The organism is Quatrionicoccus australiensis, from assembly GCF_020510425.1.
GTDB classification, from domain to species: domain Bacteria; phylum Pseudomonadota; class Gammaproteobacteria; order Burkholderiales; family Rhodocyclaceae; genus Azonexus; species Azonexus australiensis_A.
Genome location: NZ_JAHBAH010000001.1, coordinates 3,021,007 through 3,039,667 on the forward strand (window position 1 = coordinate 3,021,007; position 18,661 = coordinate 3,039,667).

Below are 18,661 nucleotides of genomic sequence, written 5' to 3' on the forward strand. Positions count from 1 at the left end.
GAAAAAGGGCCGTCCGGATCGGACGGCCCCAAGATTAACGCATTCGCCGCTGATTCTGACGACTTAGACGAAGTCAGCCTGACTTAGCGTCGTGGTCAAACCGACCAGCTTCACTTCCATATCCACCGTGCCGTTACCGTCCTTGTCAATCTGCAGGATGGTGGCGACACCGGCGGCCGAGGTGGCTGCCGTCAGACGGGCTTCCGGTCCTCCCAGGGTGCCGGTAAAGGCGGTAATCCCCTTGAAGGTCAGGCTGGCCACGATGTCGGTGAAGTCCAGCTTGTCGGTGCCATGCACGAAGCCAGTGATGGTGTCGGCTGCTGCACCAATGCCGGAGTGGGCGAGGGCGCCGAAGACGAAGGTATCTGCCGCGCTGGCGTTGGCGACGAAGATATCCGCGCCGGTACCGCCGGTGACGTTGGTTGCCACCGCACCGGTCAGCGTGATGCTTTCTGCACCGCTGGTGCCGATGATGGTCTCCACGCCGCCGATCCGGAAGGTGCCGCCTGCCAGCAGGGTCAGGGTATCGGTCGAACCCGAGCCAGTGATTGTTTCAACACTGGAGGTCGAGATGGCGCCACCGGCACCGCTGATGATCAGGTTGTCAGTCAGCCCGCCAGAACCAATCACCGTCTCGAAACCACCGGCCGTTACCGTACCGGCCGACAGCAGGGTCAGCGAGTCGGAGGTTCCGGCGGTGCCAGTCACCGTTTCGACCAGCGACACCTTGATCGCACCACCGGCCAGCATGGTGACGACATCCGTACCGGTGAAGCCAATGACGGTTTCAACCGAACTCACGCTCAGCGTACCGGAGGCGCGCAGGGTGATGGAATCCGCCCCGGTGGTACCGATCACCGATTCGATCGCGCTCAGGCTGAGCGCATCGGTCGTCAGCATCGTGATCCGGTCGCTGGTGCCAGCCGTGCCGGTGAGGGTTTCAATGTCGGAGATGGTCAGCGTACTGGTGCGCATGGTGACAGTATCAATACCGATCGAACCGAGCAGGGTATCGACATCGGAGACCGAAATACTGCCGGCCGCCATCATCTTGACCACATCGACGCCAGCCGAACCGGTCAGGGTTTCGATACCGTTGATCTGCAGGTCGGTGATCGCTGCCGACAAGGTGACGGTATCAGTCAGGGCGGCCGAGCCGACTAAGGTTTCGACACCGCCGATGGTCAGGCCCGCCGAGGCGGTCAGCAAGCGGACGATGTCCAGACCGGTACTGCCGATGACTGTTTCGACCAGAGAAATGCCGAGGTTGCCACCGGCCAGCATGGTCACGATATCGGTGCCGGAGGCGCCGGTTACGGACTCAATCCCGGAGACAGCCAGTGTCCCCGCAGCCAGAAGTGTGACGTTGTCGGTGAGGCCGGCCGAGCCGATCAGTGTTTCTACTGCACTGACCTTGATTGCTGCGGCGGTGAGCAGGGTAACGACGTTGGTGCCGGCGCTGCCGATCAGCGTTTCGACACCATTGATCGAGATTGCATCGGTGCTGTTCAGGGTCAGGGCATCGATACCGACCGAGCCAATGAACGTTTCGACTGCCGAAACCTTGACGGTGGTACTGGCGGCAAGCAGGGTAACGATATCGGTACCCGTTGTGCCAAGCACCGAGTCGATGGCACTGACCCTGAGATTGCTGCTGGTGCCGAGAAGCGTGACCTGGTCGGCAAATGTCGTCCCGATGACGGTATCGACCAGGGAAACCGAAACCGTACCCGCTCCTGCCAGGGTGACGACATCAATGCCGCTGGAGCCGACCACGGTTTCAATCAGAGACACCTTGACACTGCCGGCGGTCAGCAATTGCAGGACGTCGGTGCCGGTCGTGCCGGTCACTGTTTCGAAGGACGATACATTCACCGTTCCGCCCGCGCCAAGCAGGGTTACGCCGTCCGCACTGGCCGTGCCGATCAGTGTTTCGACGGCGCTGCTGTTGAGGTTGGTGCTGGCGGCAAGCAGGGTGACGATGTCGGAGCCGGTCGAGCCGACAACCGTTTCGATGCCGAACAGCTTGATGTTGTCGGCATTGAGCAGGGTGACGACGTTGGCGCCGGTACTGCCGGTTACCGTTTCGATGTCGGATACATTGACGTTGCCACCGCCGAGCAGGGTCACTGCTTCGACACCCGTGGTGCCGGTCACTGTTTCGACCGAGGATGCCGCCAGCAAGCCGGTAGCGAGCATGGTCACGGCATCGGCACCGGTGGTGCCGAGCACTGTCTCGATCCTCGATACGCTCACCGTGGCCGAGGCCAGTGCGGTCAGGTTGAGGATGTCGATTCCGACCGTACCAACGATGGATTCAACTGCTGTGCCGGCGACCTTCAGTGTGCCGGCAGAAAGCATGCTGACAATGTCCGTGCCAGTGGTGCCGCTGATTGTCTCGATGGCAGAGATGCTGACAGTAGCGGAGGCGCCGGTCAGAGATACGCTGTCGGTCGTGCCTACGGTGCCGATCACCGTATCGACGCCGGAAAGCGTGATGCTGCCGCCGGTCAGCATGGTGACCGTTTCGTTAGCCGTGGTGCCAATGACGGTTTCGATCCGGGAAACACGGACTGCATTGGCATCAAGGACGGTCAGGACGTCGCCGCTGCCGGTGGTGCCGATCACGGTTTCAACGCGCGAGGTGCTGATGGCAATGCTGTCCGTGCCCAGGAGGGTGATCGCGTCGGCACCAGAGGAGCCGATCACGGTTTCGATCTGACTTACCTGCAGGCTTGCGGTGGCAGAAAGCAGGGTCAGTTGGTCGCCGCTGGCCGTGGTGCCAGTGATTTTCTCAATGGCGCCGACGCTGATGCTGACAGCCGAGGTTTCGTCCAGAGTCACTGCATCGGTCAGGCTGATGGTGCCGATCACGCTTTCCACATCGCTGACCTTCAATGCTGTAGTCAGGCCGCTCGTGGTCAGCATGGTGACGACATCGGTGCCGGTTGAACCGACGACCGATTCGATGACCGAGATGGAAACCGCATCGGCGACCAGCATGGTGACCGTGTCGGTACCGGTGGTGCCGATCAGGGTTTCGATGTCGGATACCTTGAGGCCGGTTTCCAGCATGGTGATGATGTCGATACCGGTTGAGCCGAGCAGGCTTTCGATACCGGTGACGCGCAGGCTGGTTGCTGCGGCGAGCAGAGTGACCGTATCCGCCGTACCGGTGGTGCCGGCCAGCGTTTCAAAGCCGCTGATACTCAGGGTGCCCGGGGTCAGCATCTTGACCGCGTCGGCGCCGATGCTGCCGATGACGGTTTCGACACTGGAAACCCAGACGGCGCCGGCCGTGCCCAGAGTCACCACATCGGTGCCGGTGGTGCCGGTCACATATTCGACGCCACTGACCCTGACTTCGCCCGAGGCGCCCAACAGGGTGACCGATTCAACGGCAGCGGTACCAATGACGGATTCGACGCCGGAAATCTGCATGGTGGTCGAGGCGCCGAGAATCCTGACGATATCGGTGCTGCCGGTGGTGCCGATCACCGTTTCGATGTCGGAAACCGCCAGGTTGGTCTGGGCAGCCAGCAGAACCACACCATCGGTGGTGCCTGCCGTGCCGATTACCGTCTCGATGCCCGATACCTTGAACTGGGTATGGGCGGCGAGCAGGGTGACAATATCAGCGCCGGTGCCGCCGATCAGCGTGTCGATATCGGATACCTTCAGAGCACCTGCGCCGCGCAGGCTGACGCTTTCCTGACCACCCGTGGTGCCGATCAGGGTTTCGATAGCCGAAGCCGAGAGGCTGCCGGTGGTCAGCATGGTGACGACATCTGTGCCCGTGCTGCCGGTGATGCTTTCGATCACCGAAACGTTGAGGTTGCCGGCGGCCAGCATGGTGACCGCATCTGTCCCGGTCGAGCCAACCAGTGTTTCGATACCGGAAACCTTGAGCAGGATGGAGGCTGTTGCCAGGGTAATCACGTCGGTGCCTGTGCTGCCGAGCACGGTTTCAATATCCGAAACCTGGAGTTGAGCCGCGGCGAGCAGGGTAACGGCATCGCTGCCGGCTGAGCCGATCAGCGTTTCGACACCGGAAATCTTGAAGGCGGTCGAGGCGGCGAGCAGGCTGACCTGGTCGGTGCTGCCGGTGGTGCCGATCACCGTATCGATGCCGGAAACGGCAATGTTGCCGTTGAGCATGGTGACCGCATTGGGAGCGACGGTGCCGAGCACTGTTTCGATATCCGATACCGCCATGCTGCCGGAGAAGGCCATGGTCAATACGTCGGTGCCGGTGCTGCCGGTGACGGTCTCGACTCGCGAGACAGAAAGGCTGCCGGCGGTAGCCATGTTGACAAGGTCGGTGCCGGTGCTGCCGACCACGGATTCAACGGCGGATACGCTGAGCGTACCGGCTTTGAGCATGGTGACGATGTCGGTACCGGCGGCGCCGATCACGGTGTCGATGTCGGAAATCTTCAAGGTGGTGCTGGCGGTAAGCAGTTGCAGTACATCCGTCGCAGTCGATCCGGAAACCGTTTCAACGGCGGAAACGGAGAGGGCAACGCCATCCGTGATGGTCAGGGCGTCGACACCGGTCGACCCGATGACGGTGTCGATTTTCTCGATCTGCAGTGCAGTCGTTGCGGCAAGCAGCGTCAGGACTTCAACGCCGGTCGTGCCGACCACCGATTCGATTGCCGAAGTCCGCAGGTTGCCGGCGGTCAGCATGGTGACCGTGTCGGCGGCACCGGTTGTGCCCAGTACGGAATCAACGCCGGAGATGCTGACTGAGCCAGCCGAGAGGAGTGTGACGATGTCGGTGGTGCCGGTCGTGCCGATCACGCTATCAATAGCATTTACGCCAAGGTTGCCCCCGGACAGCATGGTGACAATTTCAGCAGCGGTTGTGCCGACCAGGGTTTCGATCGACGAGATCGACAGATTGCCGGTGGTCAGCATGGTGACCGCATCGACGCCGGTGGTGCCGATCAGCGTGTCGATGCTGTCGATCTTGAGGCCCGGGCTGGCGGTCAGCAGCGTGACAACTTCGACGCCGGTGGTGCCGGTCAGTGTGTCAATCGCAGAAATCGACAGCGAACCCGCCGTGGTGACAGCGACCGAATCAGCGCCTGTGCTGCCGATCACGGTTTCAATGCTGGAAATCTGTACGGTAGCGGCGTTGGCGGTGACCAGTGTCAGGACCTCGGTGCCGGTGGTGCCGGTAAGGGTTTCGACGCCGGAGACGCGCAAGGTGCCGGCATTGAGCATGGTGACCGCATCGATGCCGGTCGAGCCGACGACGCTGTCGATGTCGGAAATCTTGAGTGTGGTCGTGGCTGCCAGCAAGGTGACGGTTTCGATACCGGCCGTGCCAAGCAGCGTGTCGATGGCGGAAATTGCCATATTGCCGGCAGTCAGCACGGTGACGACATCGGTCGCCGTGGTGCCGGTCAGCGTTTCAACGGACGAGATGCTGACACTGCCACCACCGAGCAGGGTGAGTTGATCGGCACCGGTCGAGCCGGTAATGGTTTCAATGGCCGAGACGCTGAGCGGGGTCGTGGCGCTGAGCATCTGCACGCTGTCGGTGCCAGTCGAGCCGATCACGGTTTCGATGGCGCTGACAGAAATGTCGCCGTTTGTCAGCAGGGTAATCGTGTCGCTGCCTGTGCTTCCAACGATGGTGTCGACTTCGGAGATCTTGAGAGTACCGGCATTCGACATCGTGACACTATCTTGGCCGTAAGTGCCGAACACGGTTTCTACGTCGGAAACCCTCACTGCGGTGCCGTCGTTCAGGGTCAGTTGATCGGTGGTGGCCGTTGTGCCAACGACCGACTCAACGCTTTGTACAGACAAGGTCGTGCTGACCATGGTGATTGTGTCTGCCCCTCCCGAGCCAACCACTGAATCGATCTGGTCGACGCGCATCTGGCCGCCGGTCTGCATGGTCACGACATCAAAGCCGGTCGTGCCGTTCAGGGTTTCAATGCTGGAAACGCGCAGGACTGCGGAGGCGGTCAGCAGGGAAATGATATCCTGGCCGGAACTGCCGGTAACCGCTTCGACGCCGGAGATGTTGATGGTGCCAGCAGTCAGCATGATGACTGCGTCACTGCCGGTCGAGCCGGTAATGGTGTCGATGTCGGATACTCTGACCGTCGACGCGTTGAGCAGGGTGATCGCGTCGGTGGTAGCGGTTGTGCCGGTCACCGACTCGACGCCGCTGATTTGCAGGTTGGTGGTGGCGACGAGCAGGGTCAGCGAGTCGGCCGTGCTGATCGAACCAGTGACCGTATCGATATCGGAAATCGCCAGATTGCCGCCCGTCAACATGTTGACCGAGTCAGCCGCCGTCGTGCCCCAGACGGTTTCGACGCTGGACGTCGAAATCGCAGCGGCGCCCGCCTGCAGTTTGACGATATCGGTACCGGATGAGCCGACCACCGTTTCGATGGCCGAAATCAGGACAGTGCCCTGGGTCAGCAGGTTGATGGTTTCAGTGCCCGTGGTGCCGGTAACCGTGTCGATCAGGGAAACGCGCACGCTGCCGGTCGTGGTCAGGGTAAGGCTGTCGGCGCCGCTGGTGCCGATGATGGTTTCGACGCTGCTGGTGGTCAGCGCGCCGGCGGCCAGCAGGGTGACGGTGTCGTAACTTGCCGTGGTGCCAATTACCGTATCGATTGCGTTGATCTTGAGCAGGGTCGAAGGCGTCAGCATGGTGATGATTTCGGTACCGGTCGTGCCCGAAACCGTTTCAATGCCGGAAATGGCGAGCGAGCCACTGGTCAGCATGGTCACCGAGTCGCCGGTGCCGGTGGTGCCGAGGATCGAATCAACCGAACTCAGCGCAATGTTGCCGGCGTTGAGCATGGTGACGGTGTCGCTGCCGGTCGTGCCGGTAACGGATTCAACGGCAGAGACAATCAGCGTTCCGGAGGTCAGCATGGTGATGCTATCAACGCCACTGGCACCGAGGACGGTCTCGACGTCGGAAATGGAGACGGTTTCGCCGGTTGCCAGAGTCAGGATGTCGATGCCTTCCGTGCCGAGCACACTGTCGATCTGGGAAATCTTGATGCTGCCCGAGGTGAGCATGGTCAGTGTTTCGACGCCGCCCGTGCCGACAATGGTGTCGAAGTCGGAGGCAGCGATGGCGCCAGCCGTGAGCAGCGTGACGGCATCGGCACTCGCCGTGCCAAGCAGGGTTTCGACCGATGAGGTGACCAATGTCGTGCTGGCGACGAGCAGACTGACCGTGTCGGCGCCGGTCGAACCGGTCACCGTATCGATGGCGGAAATGGCGAGCGAACCTGCGTTGCTCATGGTGACGCGGTCGATGCCCGTGGTGCCGATCACCGATTCGACATCGGCAATCTTGAGGTCGGCTGCGGTCATCAAGATAACGGCATCGGTGCTGGCGGTGCCGGTTACGGTTTCGATGTTGCTGACGGTGACGGTTCCGGGGTTGAGCAGGGTCAGTTGATCGGCGCCAGCGGCACCGATGACAGTTTCAACTTCGGATACCGTCAATGCGCCAGCATTGCTGACCGTAACGATATCGGTATTGATTGAACCCATCACGGTTTCAACCTGGTTGATCTTGAGCGAACCTGCGCCGAGCATGGTGACGACGTCACTGCCAGTGCCGCCGGTGACGGTTTCAACACCAGAAATTTTCAGTGTGGTCATGGAATTGACCACGGTAACGCTGTCCAGGCCAACGCCGCCAATAACGGAGTCAATGGCGTCAATGCTGATGCTGCCCGAGGTCAGCAGGATCACCGTTTCGCTACCAGTCGTGCCGACCAGGGATTCGATTGCCGAGACACGGATGGTCTCGCCGGTATTGAGCGTGACGGTGTCGCTGCCGGCCGAGCCCAGTACGGTTTCAACGGCGGAGACAGTCAGACTGGTGGCATTTTGCAGGCGAAGGATATTGCTGCCGCCTGAGCCGATCACCGATTCAATGGCATCAATGTTGACCGTGCCTGCATTGAGCAGGGTCAGGGTATCGGTGGCGCCGGTGCCGGTGATCGTATCTACCGAGGAGGTCGAGATCGTGGTCGAGCCGCTGGCCAGCGTAATCGCATCGCTACCGGATGTGCCAATGACCGTGTCGATTTCGGAAACGTTAAGGCTGGCTGCGGTTTGCAGGCGAACGATATCAACGTTGGTCGAGCCGGTGACGCTCTCGATCTGGGAAATCTTGATGTCGACGCCGCCGCTCAGGGCCAGTGTGTCGGTGCCGGTGCTGCCAGTAACCGTGCCGATTTGGGAGACATTGAGTGTGCCGTTGGTGAGCATGGTCACGGCATCGGTGTTGCCCGTGCCGATCAGGGTTTCAATGCCGGAAATCTTAAGTTGGGTCGTCGCCGCGAGCAGGGTCAGCGTTTCCGTCGCGCCGGAGCTGATAACGGTTTCGACGCTGCTGACCGACAAGCTGACGCTGCCGCTGCCGGTGGTGATGGTGATGTCGTCGGCGCCGGTCGTGCCAACGACGGTCTCGATCTTGTCGATCTTGACAGAGGTTGCGGTACCGAGCAGGTTGAGCAGGTCGCCGCTGCCGGTCGTGCCGATCACGGTTTCAACGCGCGAAGTGGTCAGTGCGCCGCCATTGAGCATGGTGATGGCGTCGAGGCCAGTAGAGCCAATGACCGTGTCGATATCGGAAACGGTCAGCGAGCCGCTGGTGCCGAGCAGGGTCAGGACTTCGTTGTCATTCGTGCCGAGGACGCTTTCAATCTTCGAAATGGCGACGTTGGCGCTGGATAGCAGGGTCAGGGTGTCAGTGCCGGCGGTGCCGGTAATGCTCTCGATGGCAGAAGCTGCCAGCGTGGTTGTGGCCATCACGACTGCATCGCTGCCGCCCGAACCAATGATCGTGTCGATGCCATTGAGTTCGATATTGCCGGCGTTGTTCAGCGTAATGATGTCCGTGCCGGTGCCGCCAATCAGCGATTCAACGCCGGAAATGCTCATGGTGGCCGCGGTGGACAGGGTAACTGTGTCGTTGCCGGTCGAACCCTGCAGGATATCGATGTCGCTGATGCTGACGACTGCGCTGGTGCCGAGCAGGCTCAGGGTGTCCTGGCCGGTGGTGCCGACAACGCTCTCGACGCCTGAGATGGCAAGAATGCCTGCCGTGCGCAGGTTGACCGTATCGCTGCCAGCCGAGCCGATAACGGTATCGACCAGGCTGACGTAGAGGCTGGTGGTGCCAGCCATCATGGTGATGATGTCGGCGCCGGCCGAGCCATTGACCGTGCCCAGTCCGGATACAGCCACACTGCCGCCGCCAGAGAGGGTCAGTGAGTCGGTTGAGGTATTGCCGATCACGGTTTCGACATTGGCGGTAGTAAGGATCGTCTGGCTGGCGTCGAGGGTGACGATGTCAGTGGTCGAGACGGAGCCGGTTACGGTTTCGATATCGCTGATCTTGAGGTTGCCGCCAGTCAACATCGTGACCGCATCGGTGTTGGTCGTGCCGATCACGGTATCGATGCCGGAAACCCGCAGCGTCAGACTGGCGGTATCGAGCTGGACGCTTTCTGCAGCCGTCGTGCCGATCACGCTTTCAACCGAGGAAACGTTGATGGCACCGCTGCCGGTCAGATAGACCGTGTCGGTGCCGCTGCTGCCAATCAGGCTTTCGACGCCGGAGAGCGTGATGGAGCCGTTGGTCAGCATGGTGATGGTATCTGCGCCGGCGGTGCCGGTGATCGTGTCGACAGCCGAAACGCTGACGTCGGCGCTGGCGCCGAGCAGGGTGAGGCGGTCGGTCGTGCTCGCCGTGCCGATGACAGTGCCGAGGCCGCTGACGGCGAGAACGCCGCTGGAGAGCATCTGGACGCCATCGGTCGTCGTTGAGCCGATGACGGTATCGATGCTCGAAACGGCAAGGTTGGTCTGGGCCGAGGCCATGGTGACGACTTCAACTGCCGTCGTGCCAACCAGGCTTTCGATGCTGGATGTTTCAACGTTGCCGGCGCTGGTGATGTAGACAATGTCGCCGGTTCCGGTCGTGCCGATAATGCTTTCGATGCCGCTGATGCGGATGGTCGAGGCCGGGGCGGAGACGATCTGTACCGTGTCGGCGCCGCCGCTACCAATCAGCGTTTCCACGCCATCGACATTGACTGTTCCGGTCAGTGCGTTGAGCAGGGTGACGGTGTTGATGCCAGCCGTGCTGACGATTGTTTCGAATTTGTCGACGGATACAGCGCCTGCTGTCGCCAGGGTGACTGCATCGGTTCCCGTGGTGCCGATCACGGTTTCAATGCTGCTGATTTCCAGTCCGGTGGAAGCGTCGTCCAGGCGCAGGATGTCGGTGCCGGTCGAGCCGACGACGGAATCGACGTCGGAGATGTTCAGCGTGCCGGCGCCGAGCATGGTGACGGTTTCAGCGGTCGTACTGCCGATCACGCTTTCGATGCGTGAAATGCTGAGCGAGGCGGTGTTGGTACTCAACTCCAGTGTTTCACCTGTGCCGGTGGTGCCAACGACTATTTCAATCAGGTCTATGGTCAGATTGCCGGTGAGCGGGGAGAGCAGGTTGACCTGGTTGGAACCGGCCGAGCCGGTGATGGTTTCGATTCGGGAGATCGATACCGTGCCGATGTTGAGCAGGGTGATGGCATCGGCATCGGTCGAGCCGACGATGGTTTCGACGCTGGAGACGCTGAGTGAGCCGCCTGATCCCAGAATTACCGTGTCTTGTCCGGAAGAGCCCTTGATGCTGTTGATTGTTCCATCAATGGTCATGCCATCAATATCAGTGGCGGAATTGACGATGGTTACTTGGGTTACGGACATGGCACACCTCTCAAGATTCGAATCAAGTCACCCGGCAAGGGACTATGGGCACAGACAGCAATTACGATCATTAACGACAGGACGCGAAGAAGCTTTAGGGCTTCTTCGCGCAAAATTCTTCAAGATCGGAACGAGCAAAAACCGCACTGAAACGGCGTGCCTGATCTTTGTTTTGAGGGAATGGGGGTGGGAAACTGAAGCGAGTTTGCTCCAGTGCAACCCAGCCATCCTGTCAATCAGGACCTGAGGCTTTGCGTCCTGCAGTTGCCTGCAGTTTGCCGATTTAATGAGTTTTCTTGCTTTCCGAAAACGCTTTCCTTGTATTCGAAATGTAAGGAAATGTCAAGACGGGGTGTTGTTGCTGACTTTCAGGAAGCTGTCGGAGCGGTCCGTGCTGTGGATGGCGATGAAATTCAGGTGGTGTTTGTAGACGCGGTAGCCGTAGTTGGTCAGTAATTCGAAAAGTGCAGTCTGATCGGTCTTGATGGCTTCGATCATCATCGCCGGCCGGCAGCGTTCGATGATCTGGCGAGCGCCTTCCAGTACTTCGAGTTCCATGCCTTCGACGTCGATCTTGATGAAATCGACCCGGCCGGTTTCGAGTGCGTCAAGTGGAACAAGGCGGACGTTGAAGCAGTTTTCCGGTGAATAGTCGATGGTCTGGCCAATGAATTCCGTACGTTCGCGTTTTTTCAGTTCGAGACTGCCGAAACTGCCAGGCTTCAGGTAGTCAGGTACCGGAATGTCCAGCGTGCCATGTTCGGCGCCGAGGGCGGCATGAATGGCAGAGGCGTTGAGGCAGTTGTTAATCGCGATGTTGCCGGCCAGTGCATAGAAGACGCGTTCCTGTGCTTCGATGGCGGTCACGCGTCCCCAGCCATGCATGGTCTTGGACCATTCGAGGGTATGCACGCCAAGGTTGGCGCCAGCATCGATGGCGACGACGCCATCGCCGAAGAATTCGCGGCGGGCCTTGAGGATGTTTAGCGCAACGCCGACTTCCACCGGGTCGAAATTCGAGTTGTTGAGCAACTGGAAGCCGACGCCATAGGCCTGGTTTTCGCCGACCATGCGGTAGTCGTTGCGGTTCACGATCATGCTGCCATGGTCTGTCGATACGAGAACAAAGGGGGCTGGGCGCTTGATGGAGGTCATGGTGTCGGCGGTCGTGTTGGTGAGGAGGTTGGAAAAGGCATGGGGTGCAATGTGACCGCTTCCGAACGGTCGACGCCAGGAAAAGAGTTATTTTCCCTGTTTGCTTCGTAGCGCTGGATACTACCGCGAAATTTCCGGGCATTGAATCCGGTGTGCCGCTTCCGCTTGCGGGAAGTGCCGCACGGTTTAAACTCCGGCATCGCCCCTACTTTGATCATGGACCGTAACGACATGCTTTCCGCCATTGCAGAAATTCCTTACACGATCTGTTTGCCGACGGCTTATGGACAGATCCTGGTCAATCGCTATGACCTGAACCAGACCAATGCGCTGGTCAAGAATCCCTTCGGCCTGGATTACGCCGAGATCGACCTGCTGGTGAAGGTGGCGAAGCTGTTGCCGGAGGGCTCGATCTGTCTTGATGTCGGAGCCAATTTCGGGGTTTATACGCTGGCTCTGGCCAAGGCGCTGGCGCCGCGCAAGGGAGTGGTGCATTCGTTCGAGGCGCAGCGGGTGCTGGCTTACATGGTGTGCGGCAGCGTTGCGCTCAATAGCATGGAAAATGCCCATGTTCACCATAACGCGGTGGGCGCGGAAAGTGGCGAAATAGACATTCCGGCTTTTGACTACCGTCGGGTTTCCAATTTTGGCAGCGTCGAGTTTGGCGGCAAACAGCAGGAGTTCATCGGTCAGCCGCAGGGTGAGAGTAGCGGCGACCGGGTCAAGCTGGTGCGGATCGATGATTTCCACTTCGAAAAAGTGGGCATCATGAAAGTCGACATCGAGGGGATGGAAGAAATGGCCCTGGCCGGCGCGGTCGAAACGATAGAGCGCAATCGGCCCCTGGTGCTGATCGAATGGTTGAAATCCGACAAGCAGAAACTTGCCGCTTTCTTCGAGCAACGCCAGTACGAAGTGTTCGTCATGGGGGGCAATTTCCTTTGTCTGCCGCAAGGCGGCAGCATCAAGATCTCGCATCAGTTGCCGCGCTGGGTTGCCGAATAGGCTAGCGGGCTGCGAGCATCCGGAAAACGGCCTTTTCGATGGCGAAGCGTTGCAGGCCAATCAACTGGTTGTTCTGCATCAGATGGATGTGGTGCTCGGTGGTTGCGCTGTCCGTGCAGGGCAGGCTGTTCCAGATGCGACCGGCCCATGCTTCGCCATATTCGCTGGTCACGCCGTAGCTGTTGTTGCCGTACAGCGAGATGATCAGTGGTACGCGTGACAGGCCGGCAAAATGCGAAAAGCCGGTGTCGCCGCCGATGAATGCCGTGGCTGCATTGATGATGTAAAGCAGGTCGTAAGTGTTGCTGCGGGGAACGACGAAGACGCCGTCCGGAGCGTCGATCAGGTCCGGGGTGTCGGTAATGACCCAGAGTTGCTGGCCCAGCTTTTTCGCGAGGCCTTGCAGCAGTTGGTTGACCAGGGCAGGCGACATGCCGCGGCTCTGGTTATAGGGCGGGTTGAACAGGGTCGAAAAAACAGCAAATGGCGCATCCGGCAGTGCCGGGCCGCTATACAGGGAAGACTCAAAACGGGGGCGTGGCAGCAGTTGACCGCCATGGGCCGCGACCAGTTCGGGCACGACAATCCAGAGCGGGCCGGGGTCATGGATAGGCGTATCTGCCTCGCCTTGCGTGCGGAACTGATGGATGACGTGCGGAAACAGGCGATCCAGATGGAGTTCCCGATGGCTGGGCTCAAGATAGGGGAAGTCGACAATTTTCCCTTCCCACATCGCCATGTATTGGGCGTAGATCATCGTGGCTGCGAGATCGCCGATGCGCAGCGTTGTCTCCATCTGCCTGGCGGGCAGCAGGATGGTTCTCGATGCGGCTTGGGGGTCTTGCATGCTCGCCTGCAGAAGTAAATTCTTGCTGTTAGGAGGCGGTCAGCGTGTCCGCATTCGGACGATAACCAAGGCGTTCTGACAGTGCCTTGGCCGCGGCCAGGATGGTCTTGACCAGTGGGCTGTCCCACTCGACGTTGAATTCGCCGACGGCGCCCAGTGAAGTAATGGCCGCAACCATGGTGCCACTGTGGTCATACACCGGCGCACTGAAGCCATTGATGCCCGGGGTCAGGCTGCCGGTGGCGCGGGAAATGCCGCGAGTACGGATCTCGGTCAGCGTTTTCTCGAGTTGGCGGCGCAGCGTGGTGATCGCGGTGTCGCTGCTCTCGGCAGCTTCCCGCAGTTCCTCGTCGAGCATTTTTTTCAGGAAGGGCGAACGGTAAAAGGCCGAGAAGGCGCGTCCGCTGGCTGACTTGGCGAGCGATAGAACCGTTCCGGCGCGCAGCGTGATGGTGATCGGAGCGCCGGCATCGACGATCCGGACGATGGTCGGGCCATGGTTGCCCCAGACCGCCAGTGCGACGGTTTCCTGGATGTCTTCACAGAGCGCATCGAGGATCGGCCCGGATAGCCGGACCGGATCGAGACGGCCCAGGCCGGATAGGCCGAGGTTGAGCGCATAGGCGCCGAGATCGTAGCGGCCGCTGCTGATTTCCTGTTCGACGATGCCGATGCGCAAAAAGCTGACCATATAGCGGTGTGCCTTGGCGGCCGGCATGCCGGCGCCCTTGGCAATGTCACGCAACATCATCGGACGGTTGGTGCTGGCCAGAACGTCCAGTAAACGGAATCCGACTTCGATGGACTGGATGCCCTGACGATCATCCGCGATTTTTGTGGCCATGGTGACTGCTGTTTATTGAAAGGCTACATTCTATGCATCTATGACGTCCTTGCGGTGCCCGAATATAATCACCCCACAAATATTAAGGGAGGTGATATGCGTGCAGTTCTGGTGGCAAATCCAAAAGGCGGGGCCGGCAAGACGACTCTGGCAACCAATCTGGCAGGCCATTTTGCCAATCAGGGGAAGAAAACCACGTTGTGCGATCTTGACCGCCAGCAATCCGCGTTGCGCTGGATGGCTTTCCGCGATCCGGTGTTGCCTCCGGTAACGGGCTATTTCGGTGGCAACCAGATTGTCCTCAACCTGCCCAAGGAGGCTGACTGGGTGGTCATGGATGCGCCGGCCGGGTTGCAGGGCTTCAAGCTCTCGGATTACCTGCGTGTCGTCGACAAGGTCATCGTGCCGCTGGTGCCTTCCGTGTTCGATATGGCTGCGACCGAGGACTTCCTGGTTTCCATCCGCAATGAAATGCGCAGCGCGCGCAGCAAGGTCGGCATTGTTGCGATGCGGGTCGACCCGCGCACCAAGGCGGCCGGCATGCTGGAAGAGTTTCTCAAGCACTTCGATATCCCCATTGTCGCCTATCTCAGAAACACCCAGAACTACGTCAATGTGGCCGCTGCCGGCCAAACTGTCTTCGATCCGCCGCGCGCCAAACACAAGCGTGATGTCGAGCAATGGGGGCCGTTGCTGGAGTGGTTGGCGAAATAAATAGCACCAAATGACGAATTCGATTGACAGAGGTGGGCTTCGTCCGGATAATGCGCACCTCTGACGGACGCGGGGTGGAGCAGTTGGCAGCTCGTCGGGCTCATAACCCGAAGGTCGCAGGTTCAAGTCCTGCCCCCGCAACCAAGAAATTCAACGAAGGATCAACTGCTTAACAGCGTTGGTCCTTTTTTGTTTTTGGCCATCGCAAGGAAACGAGACAAAATGCAGGAGGTGCGAGGGACGCTGAGTGTCCTCGGCACGGCATCTTTGTCTGGACACAGCGCCTGATGCAGAGCGACACTAGTCACCAGAGCTAGAGGGAGACTTGGTGATGTCCCATACAGAAAATAAAATCCCGGACGATAGTACGGTGGGCAAGCGCCTGCTGACGGTCGACGGCCAGAAGCCGCTGATTCTGGTCGTTGACGATGTGCCGGTCAATGTTGCCGTGCTGGCCGAGATGGTGCGTAGCGAAGGGGCCGACGTACGTGTTGCGGACTGTGGTCCGGTGGCCTTGCAGCGCGCCCGACTGGTGCCGCTGCCGGATCTGATCCTGCTCGACATCATGATGCCGGGGATGGACGGCTACAGCGTTCTTGCCGAGTTGCGCAAGAGTCCCGAGACCAGGGATATTCCGGTGATTTTCATCACCGCACTGGATGGCATGGAAGATGAGGAGCGCGGCTTGCAGATGGGCGCCGCCGACTTCATCACCAAGCCGGTCAAACTGCCTATTCTGATTGCTCGTATTCGTGCCCAACTGGAGTTGCATCGTGCCAAGCGCTTGCTTGCCAGCCAGAAAAACTGGCTTGAAATCGAGGTCGACCGGCGAATAGCTGAAAACTCACAGCTTTCAACCCGTCTCCAGCTGGCTTTTGAAGCTGCCGGTTTCGGGATTTGGGATCATGAAGCAGCCCAGAACAAGGTGCAATGGAATGAGGCTCTCTGCCAGTTACTGGGTTGCGAGGAGGGTCCGGGCAATTTTGCCGGCTTTCTCGATTTGGTCTATCCGGAGGATCGTCCGGTCGTGCAGCGTTTGCTCGCCGGTTCCAAACTGGGCCGCGAGCATGTCGATGTTGCCGAATTCCGGTTGCGGCATCATGATGGTTACTGGCTCTGGGTGGAAACGCGCAGTCGGGCCATTCATCACGCGCCGGACGGCACACCGCTGAACACCATCGGGACCATGCTCGATATCAGTCCGCGCAAAGCCGCCGAAGCCGAACACCAGCTGATAGGGGCGGTGTTTAACGGGGTCAGCGACGGGATCTGCATTACCGATCCCGATCAGCGCATCCTGCTTGCCAATGAGGCATTCAGTCAGGTGACGGGCTATACCTCGGAGGAGGTTATCGGGCGTACGCCAAAACTCCTCAAGTCCGGGGTGCACAATGCCGCCTTTTACCGGGAAATGTGGGAAACGCTCAATACCTGTGACAACTGGCAGGGTGAAATTACCAATCGGCGCAAGGATGGCTCGCTGGTCAGCGAGTGGTTGAACATTTCCTGTGTACGCGATGGCTCAGGTGCCGTGGCCAATTATGTCGGGGCATTCAGCGACTTGTCCGAGCGCAAGTCGGCGGCTGAACGTATCCAGTATCTCGCCAGCTATGACACCTTGACCGCCTTGCCCAATCGCAACCTGTTTGCCGATCGTCTCGGGCAGGCGCTGCTTACCGCGCATCGTTTCGAGCGCGGTGCGGCGGTCATCCTGCTTGATCTCGACCGCCTGCGTCTGGTCAATGATACTTTCGGGCCGCCGTGTGGTGACGAAGTCTTGGTCGAGGTCGCTCGCCGCCTGCAGTTGCAGGTGCGAGAAGGGGACACGGTTGGCCGGCGGGGCGGTAACGAATTCGGTTTCGTCATGGCCAACCTGGGCCAGGAGCGTGATGCCCTGGCGCTGGCGCAGCGCATGCTTGAAGCCATTGCGGTACCTTTTGTGATCGCCGGCGATGCAACTGTGATCACCGCCAGTATCGGCATTGCCGTGTATCCGAAGGATGGCACCGATGGTGAAAGCCTGCTCAAATGCGCCGATGCGGCCCTGCACCGAGCCAAACAGGGCGGTCGCAATACTTTCCGTTTTTATTCGCCGCAAATGGATGCCGATGCGGCGCGGCGCCTGGCGCTGGAGAACGGCCTGCGCGAAGCACTCAACCGCAACGAACTGAGTGTGCATTACCAGCCGCAGATCAGCCTGGAGAGCGGTCAGATGCTCGGCATGGAGGCTTTGCTGCGCTGGCACAGTCCGCAGTTCGGGCATGTTTCTCCCGTCGAGTTCATCCCGATTGCCGAAGAAACCGGCCTGATCATTCCGATCGGTGAATGGGTGTTGCGCAGCGCCTGCCGGCAAACCAAGGCCTGGCTCGATCTCGGGCTGATGCCCTTGCGCGTGGCGGTCAACCTGTCTACGCGGCAGTTTCGCCAGGCCAATCTGACTGCGACGCTAGCCAGCGCGCTGGCTGACAGTGGGCTGGCTGCCGGCGCGCTGGAGCTGGAAATCACCGAGAGTGCTTTTGTCGATGACCTGGAAGAGGCCGTTCTGATCTGCTGCAAGCTCAAGTCGCTCGGCGTCAAGCTGTCGCTCGATGATTTTGGTACGGGCTATTCTTCGCTTGCCTATATCTCGCGCTTTCCTTTCGACAAGATCAAGATTGATCAGAGTTTTGTCCGCGATATCACCGAGAATCCGGTCAATGCGGCGATTGCCACGGCGGCGATTGTCATGGCGCGCAGTCTCAATCTGTCGGTGCTTGCCGAAGGCGTCGAAACCGAAGCGCAGGCGAGTTTCCTGCGTGGCCGCCGCTGTGATGCCATGCAGGGCTTCCTGTTCAGCAAGCCCTTGCCGCCGGATGAATTTGCCCCCCTGCTGCTCGGCAACAAGCGATTGTCGCTGGCCGAACAGCCACGCGAAGCGGTGCAAAGCATCCTGCTGGTCGATGACGAGCCGAATATCCTGAGTTCGTTGTCCCGCCTGTTGCGGCGCGAGGGCTACACCATCCTGACGGCAGCCTCGCCGCTGGAGGCTTTCGAGTTGCTGGCCAAGCATCCGGTGCAGGTGGTGGTTTCCGATCAGCGCATGCCGGAAATGTCGGGTACCGAGTTTCTTTCGCGGGTGCGCCAGCTTTATCCGAATACGGTGCGTCTGGTGTTGACCGGCTACACCGATCTCGAGTCGGTGACCGGCGCCATCAATCGCGGCGCGATCTACAAGTTCCTGACCAAGCCTTGGGATGACGATCAACTGCGCGAGCAGATCCGCGAAGCTTTTCGTCTGGCCAAGCAAACGGCGCATCTGGCGGGAGATGGCGAGTGATGTG

The 18,661-nt window shown here is 59.9% G+C and carries 7 protein-coding genes, 1 tRNA gene and 1 riboswitch; of the genes, 4 read left to right on the forward strand and 4 right to left on the reverse strand.

The features are described 5' to 3' along the window. Nucleotides 1-63: 63 nt before the first annotated feature. Both KIG99_RS14615 and KIG99_RS14620 read right to left on the reverse strand, forming a co-directional pair. Nucleotides 64-10,776 (reverse strand): calcium-binding protein, encoded by a 10,713-nt coding sequence (locus KIG99_RS14615; protein ID WP_226460810.1) that lies wholly within the window; start codon nt 10,774-10,776, stop codon nt 64-66. Between the two features lie 211 nt (nt 10,777-10,987). Next, a riboswitch (cyclic di-GMP riboswitch) is annotated at nt 10,988-11,066 on the reverse strand. A 52-nt stretch (nt 11,067-11,118) separates the two neighbouring features. Then, nucleotides 11,119-11,931, reverse strand: a complete 813-nt coding sequence (locus KIG99_RS14620) for an FkbM family methyltransferase (protein WP_226460811.1) — start codon at nt 11,929-11,931, stop codon at nt 11,119-11,121. A 231-nt stretch (nt 11,932-12,162) separates the two neighbouring features. Here KIG99_RS14620 and KIG99_RS14625 point away from each other — a divergent pair, with 231 nt between their 5' ends. Then, entirely contained in the window at nt 12,163-12,936 is a 774-nt protein-coding gene (locus KIG99_RS14625) for an FkbM family methyltransferase (RefSeq protein ID WP_226460812.1), read from the forward strand. Between the two features lies 1 nt (nt 12,937). On the opposite strand, the gene KIG99_RS14630 is transcribed toward KIG99_RS14625, so the two are convergent. Both KIG99_RS14630 and KIG99_RS14635 read right to left on the reverse strand, forming a co-directional pair. Continuing rightward, complete coding sequence (locus KIG99_RS14630) at nt 12,938-13,783, reverse strand: glycosyltransferase family 9 protein (protein ID WP_226460813.1); 846 nt, start codon at nt 13,781-13,783, stop codon at nt 12,938-12,940. Between the two features lie 28 nt (nt 13,784-13,811). Beyond that, nucleotides 13,812-14,627 (reverse strand): IclR family transcriptional regulator, encoded by an 816-nt coding sequence (locus KIG99_RS14635; protein WP_226460814.1) that lies wholly within the window; start codon nt 14,625-14,627, stop codon nt 13,812-13,814. Between the two features lie 15 nt (nt 14,628-14,642). Between KIG99_RS14635 and KIG99_RS14640 the strand changes: the two genes are divergently transcribed. The 3 genes from KIG99_RS14640 (at nt 14,643) to KIG99_RS14650 (ending at nt 18,657) form a co-directional block, all read left to right on the forward strand. Beyond that, on the forward strand, nt 14,643-15,341 hold the full coding sequence (locus tag KIG99_RS14640) for a nucleotide-binding protein (protein ID WP_226460815.1): 699 nt from the start codon (nt 14,643-14,645) through the stop codon (nt 15,339-15,341). Nucleotides 15,342-15,409: 68 nt separating this feature from the next. Then, a tRNA-Met gene (locus KIG99_RS14645) sits at nt 15,410-15,485 on the forward strand. Between the two features lie 187 nt (nt 15,486-15,672). Next, a complete protein-coding gene (locus KIG99_RS14650) occupies nt 15,673-18,657 on the forward strand; it encodes an EAL domain-containing protein (RefSeq protein ID WP_226460816.1) in 2,985 nt (994 codons plus the stop codon). Nucleotides 18,658-18,661: the final 4 nt, after the last annotated feature.

What these genes read in the sequence shown, in the direction of transcription:
- KIG99_RS14615 (WP_226460810.1), bottom strand. Translation starts at nt 10,776, where the DNA reads ATGTCCGTAACCCAAGTAACCATCGTCAATTCCGCCACTGATATTGAT.
- KIG99_RS14620 (WP_226460811.1), bottom strand. Translation starts at nt 11,931, where the DNA reads ATGACCTCCATCAAGCGCCCAGCCCCCTTTGTTCTCGTATCGACAGAC.
- KIG99_RS14625 (WP_226460812.1), top strand. Translation starts at nt 12,163, where the DNA reads ATGCTTTCCGCCATTGCAGAAATTCCTTACACGATCTGTTTGCCGACG.
- KIG99_RS14630 (WP_226460813.1), bottom strand. Translation starts at nt 13,783, where the DNA reads ATGCAAGACCCCCAAGCCGCATCGAGAACCATCCTGCTGCCCGCCAGG.
- KIG99_RS14635 (WP_226460814.1), bottom strand. Translation starts at nt 14,627, where the DNA reads ATGGCCACAAAAATCGCGGATGATCGTCAGGGCATCCAGTCCATCGAA.
- KIG99_RS14650 (WP_226460816.1), top strand. Translation starts at nt 15,673, where the DNA reads ATGTCCCATACAGAAAATAAAATCCCGGACGATAGTACGGTGGGCAAG.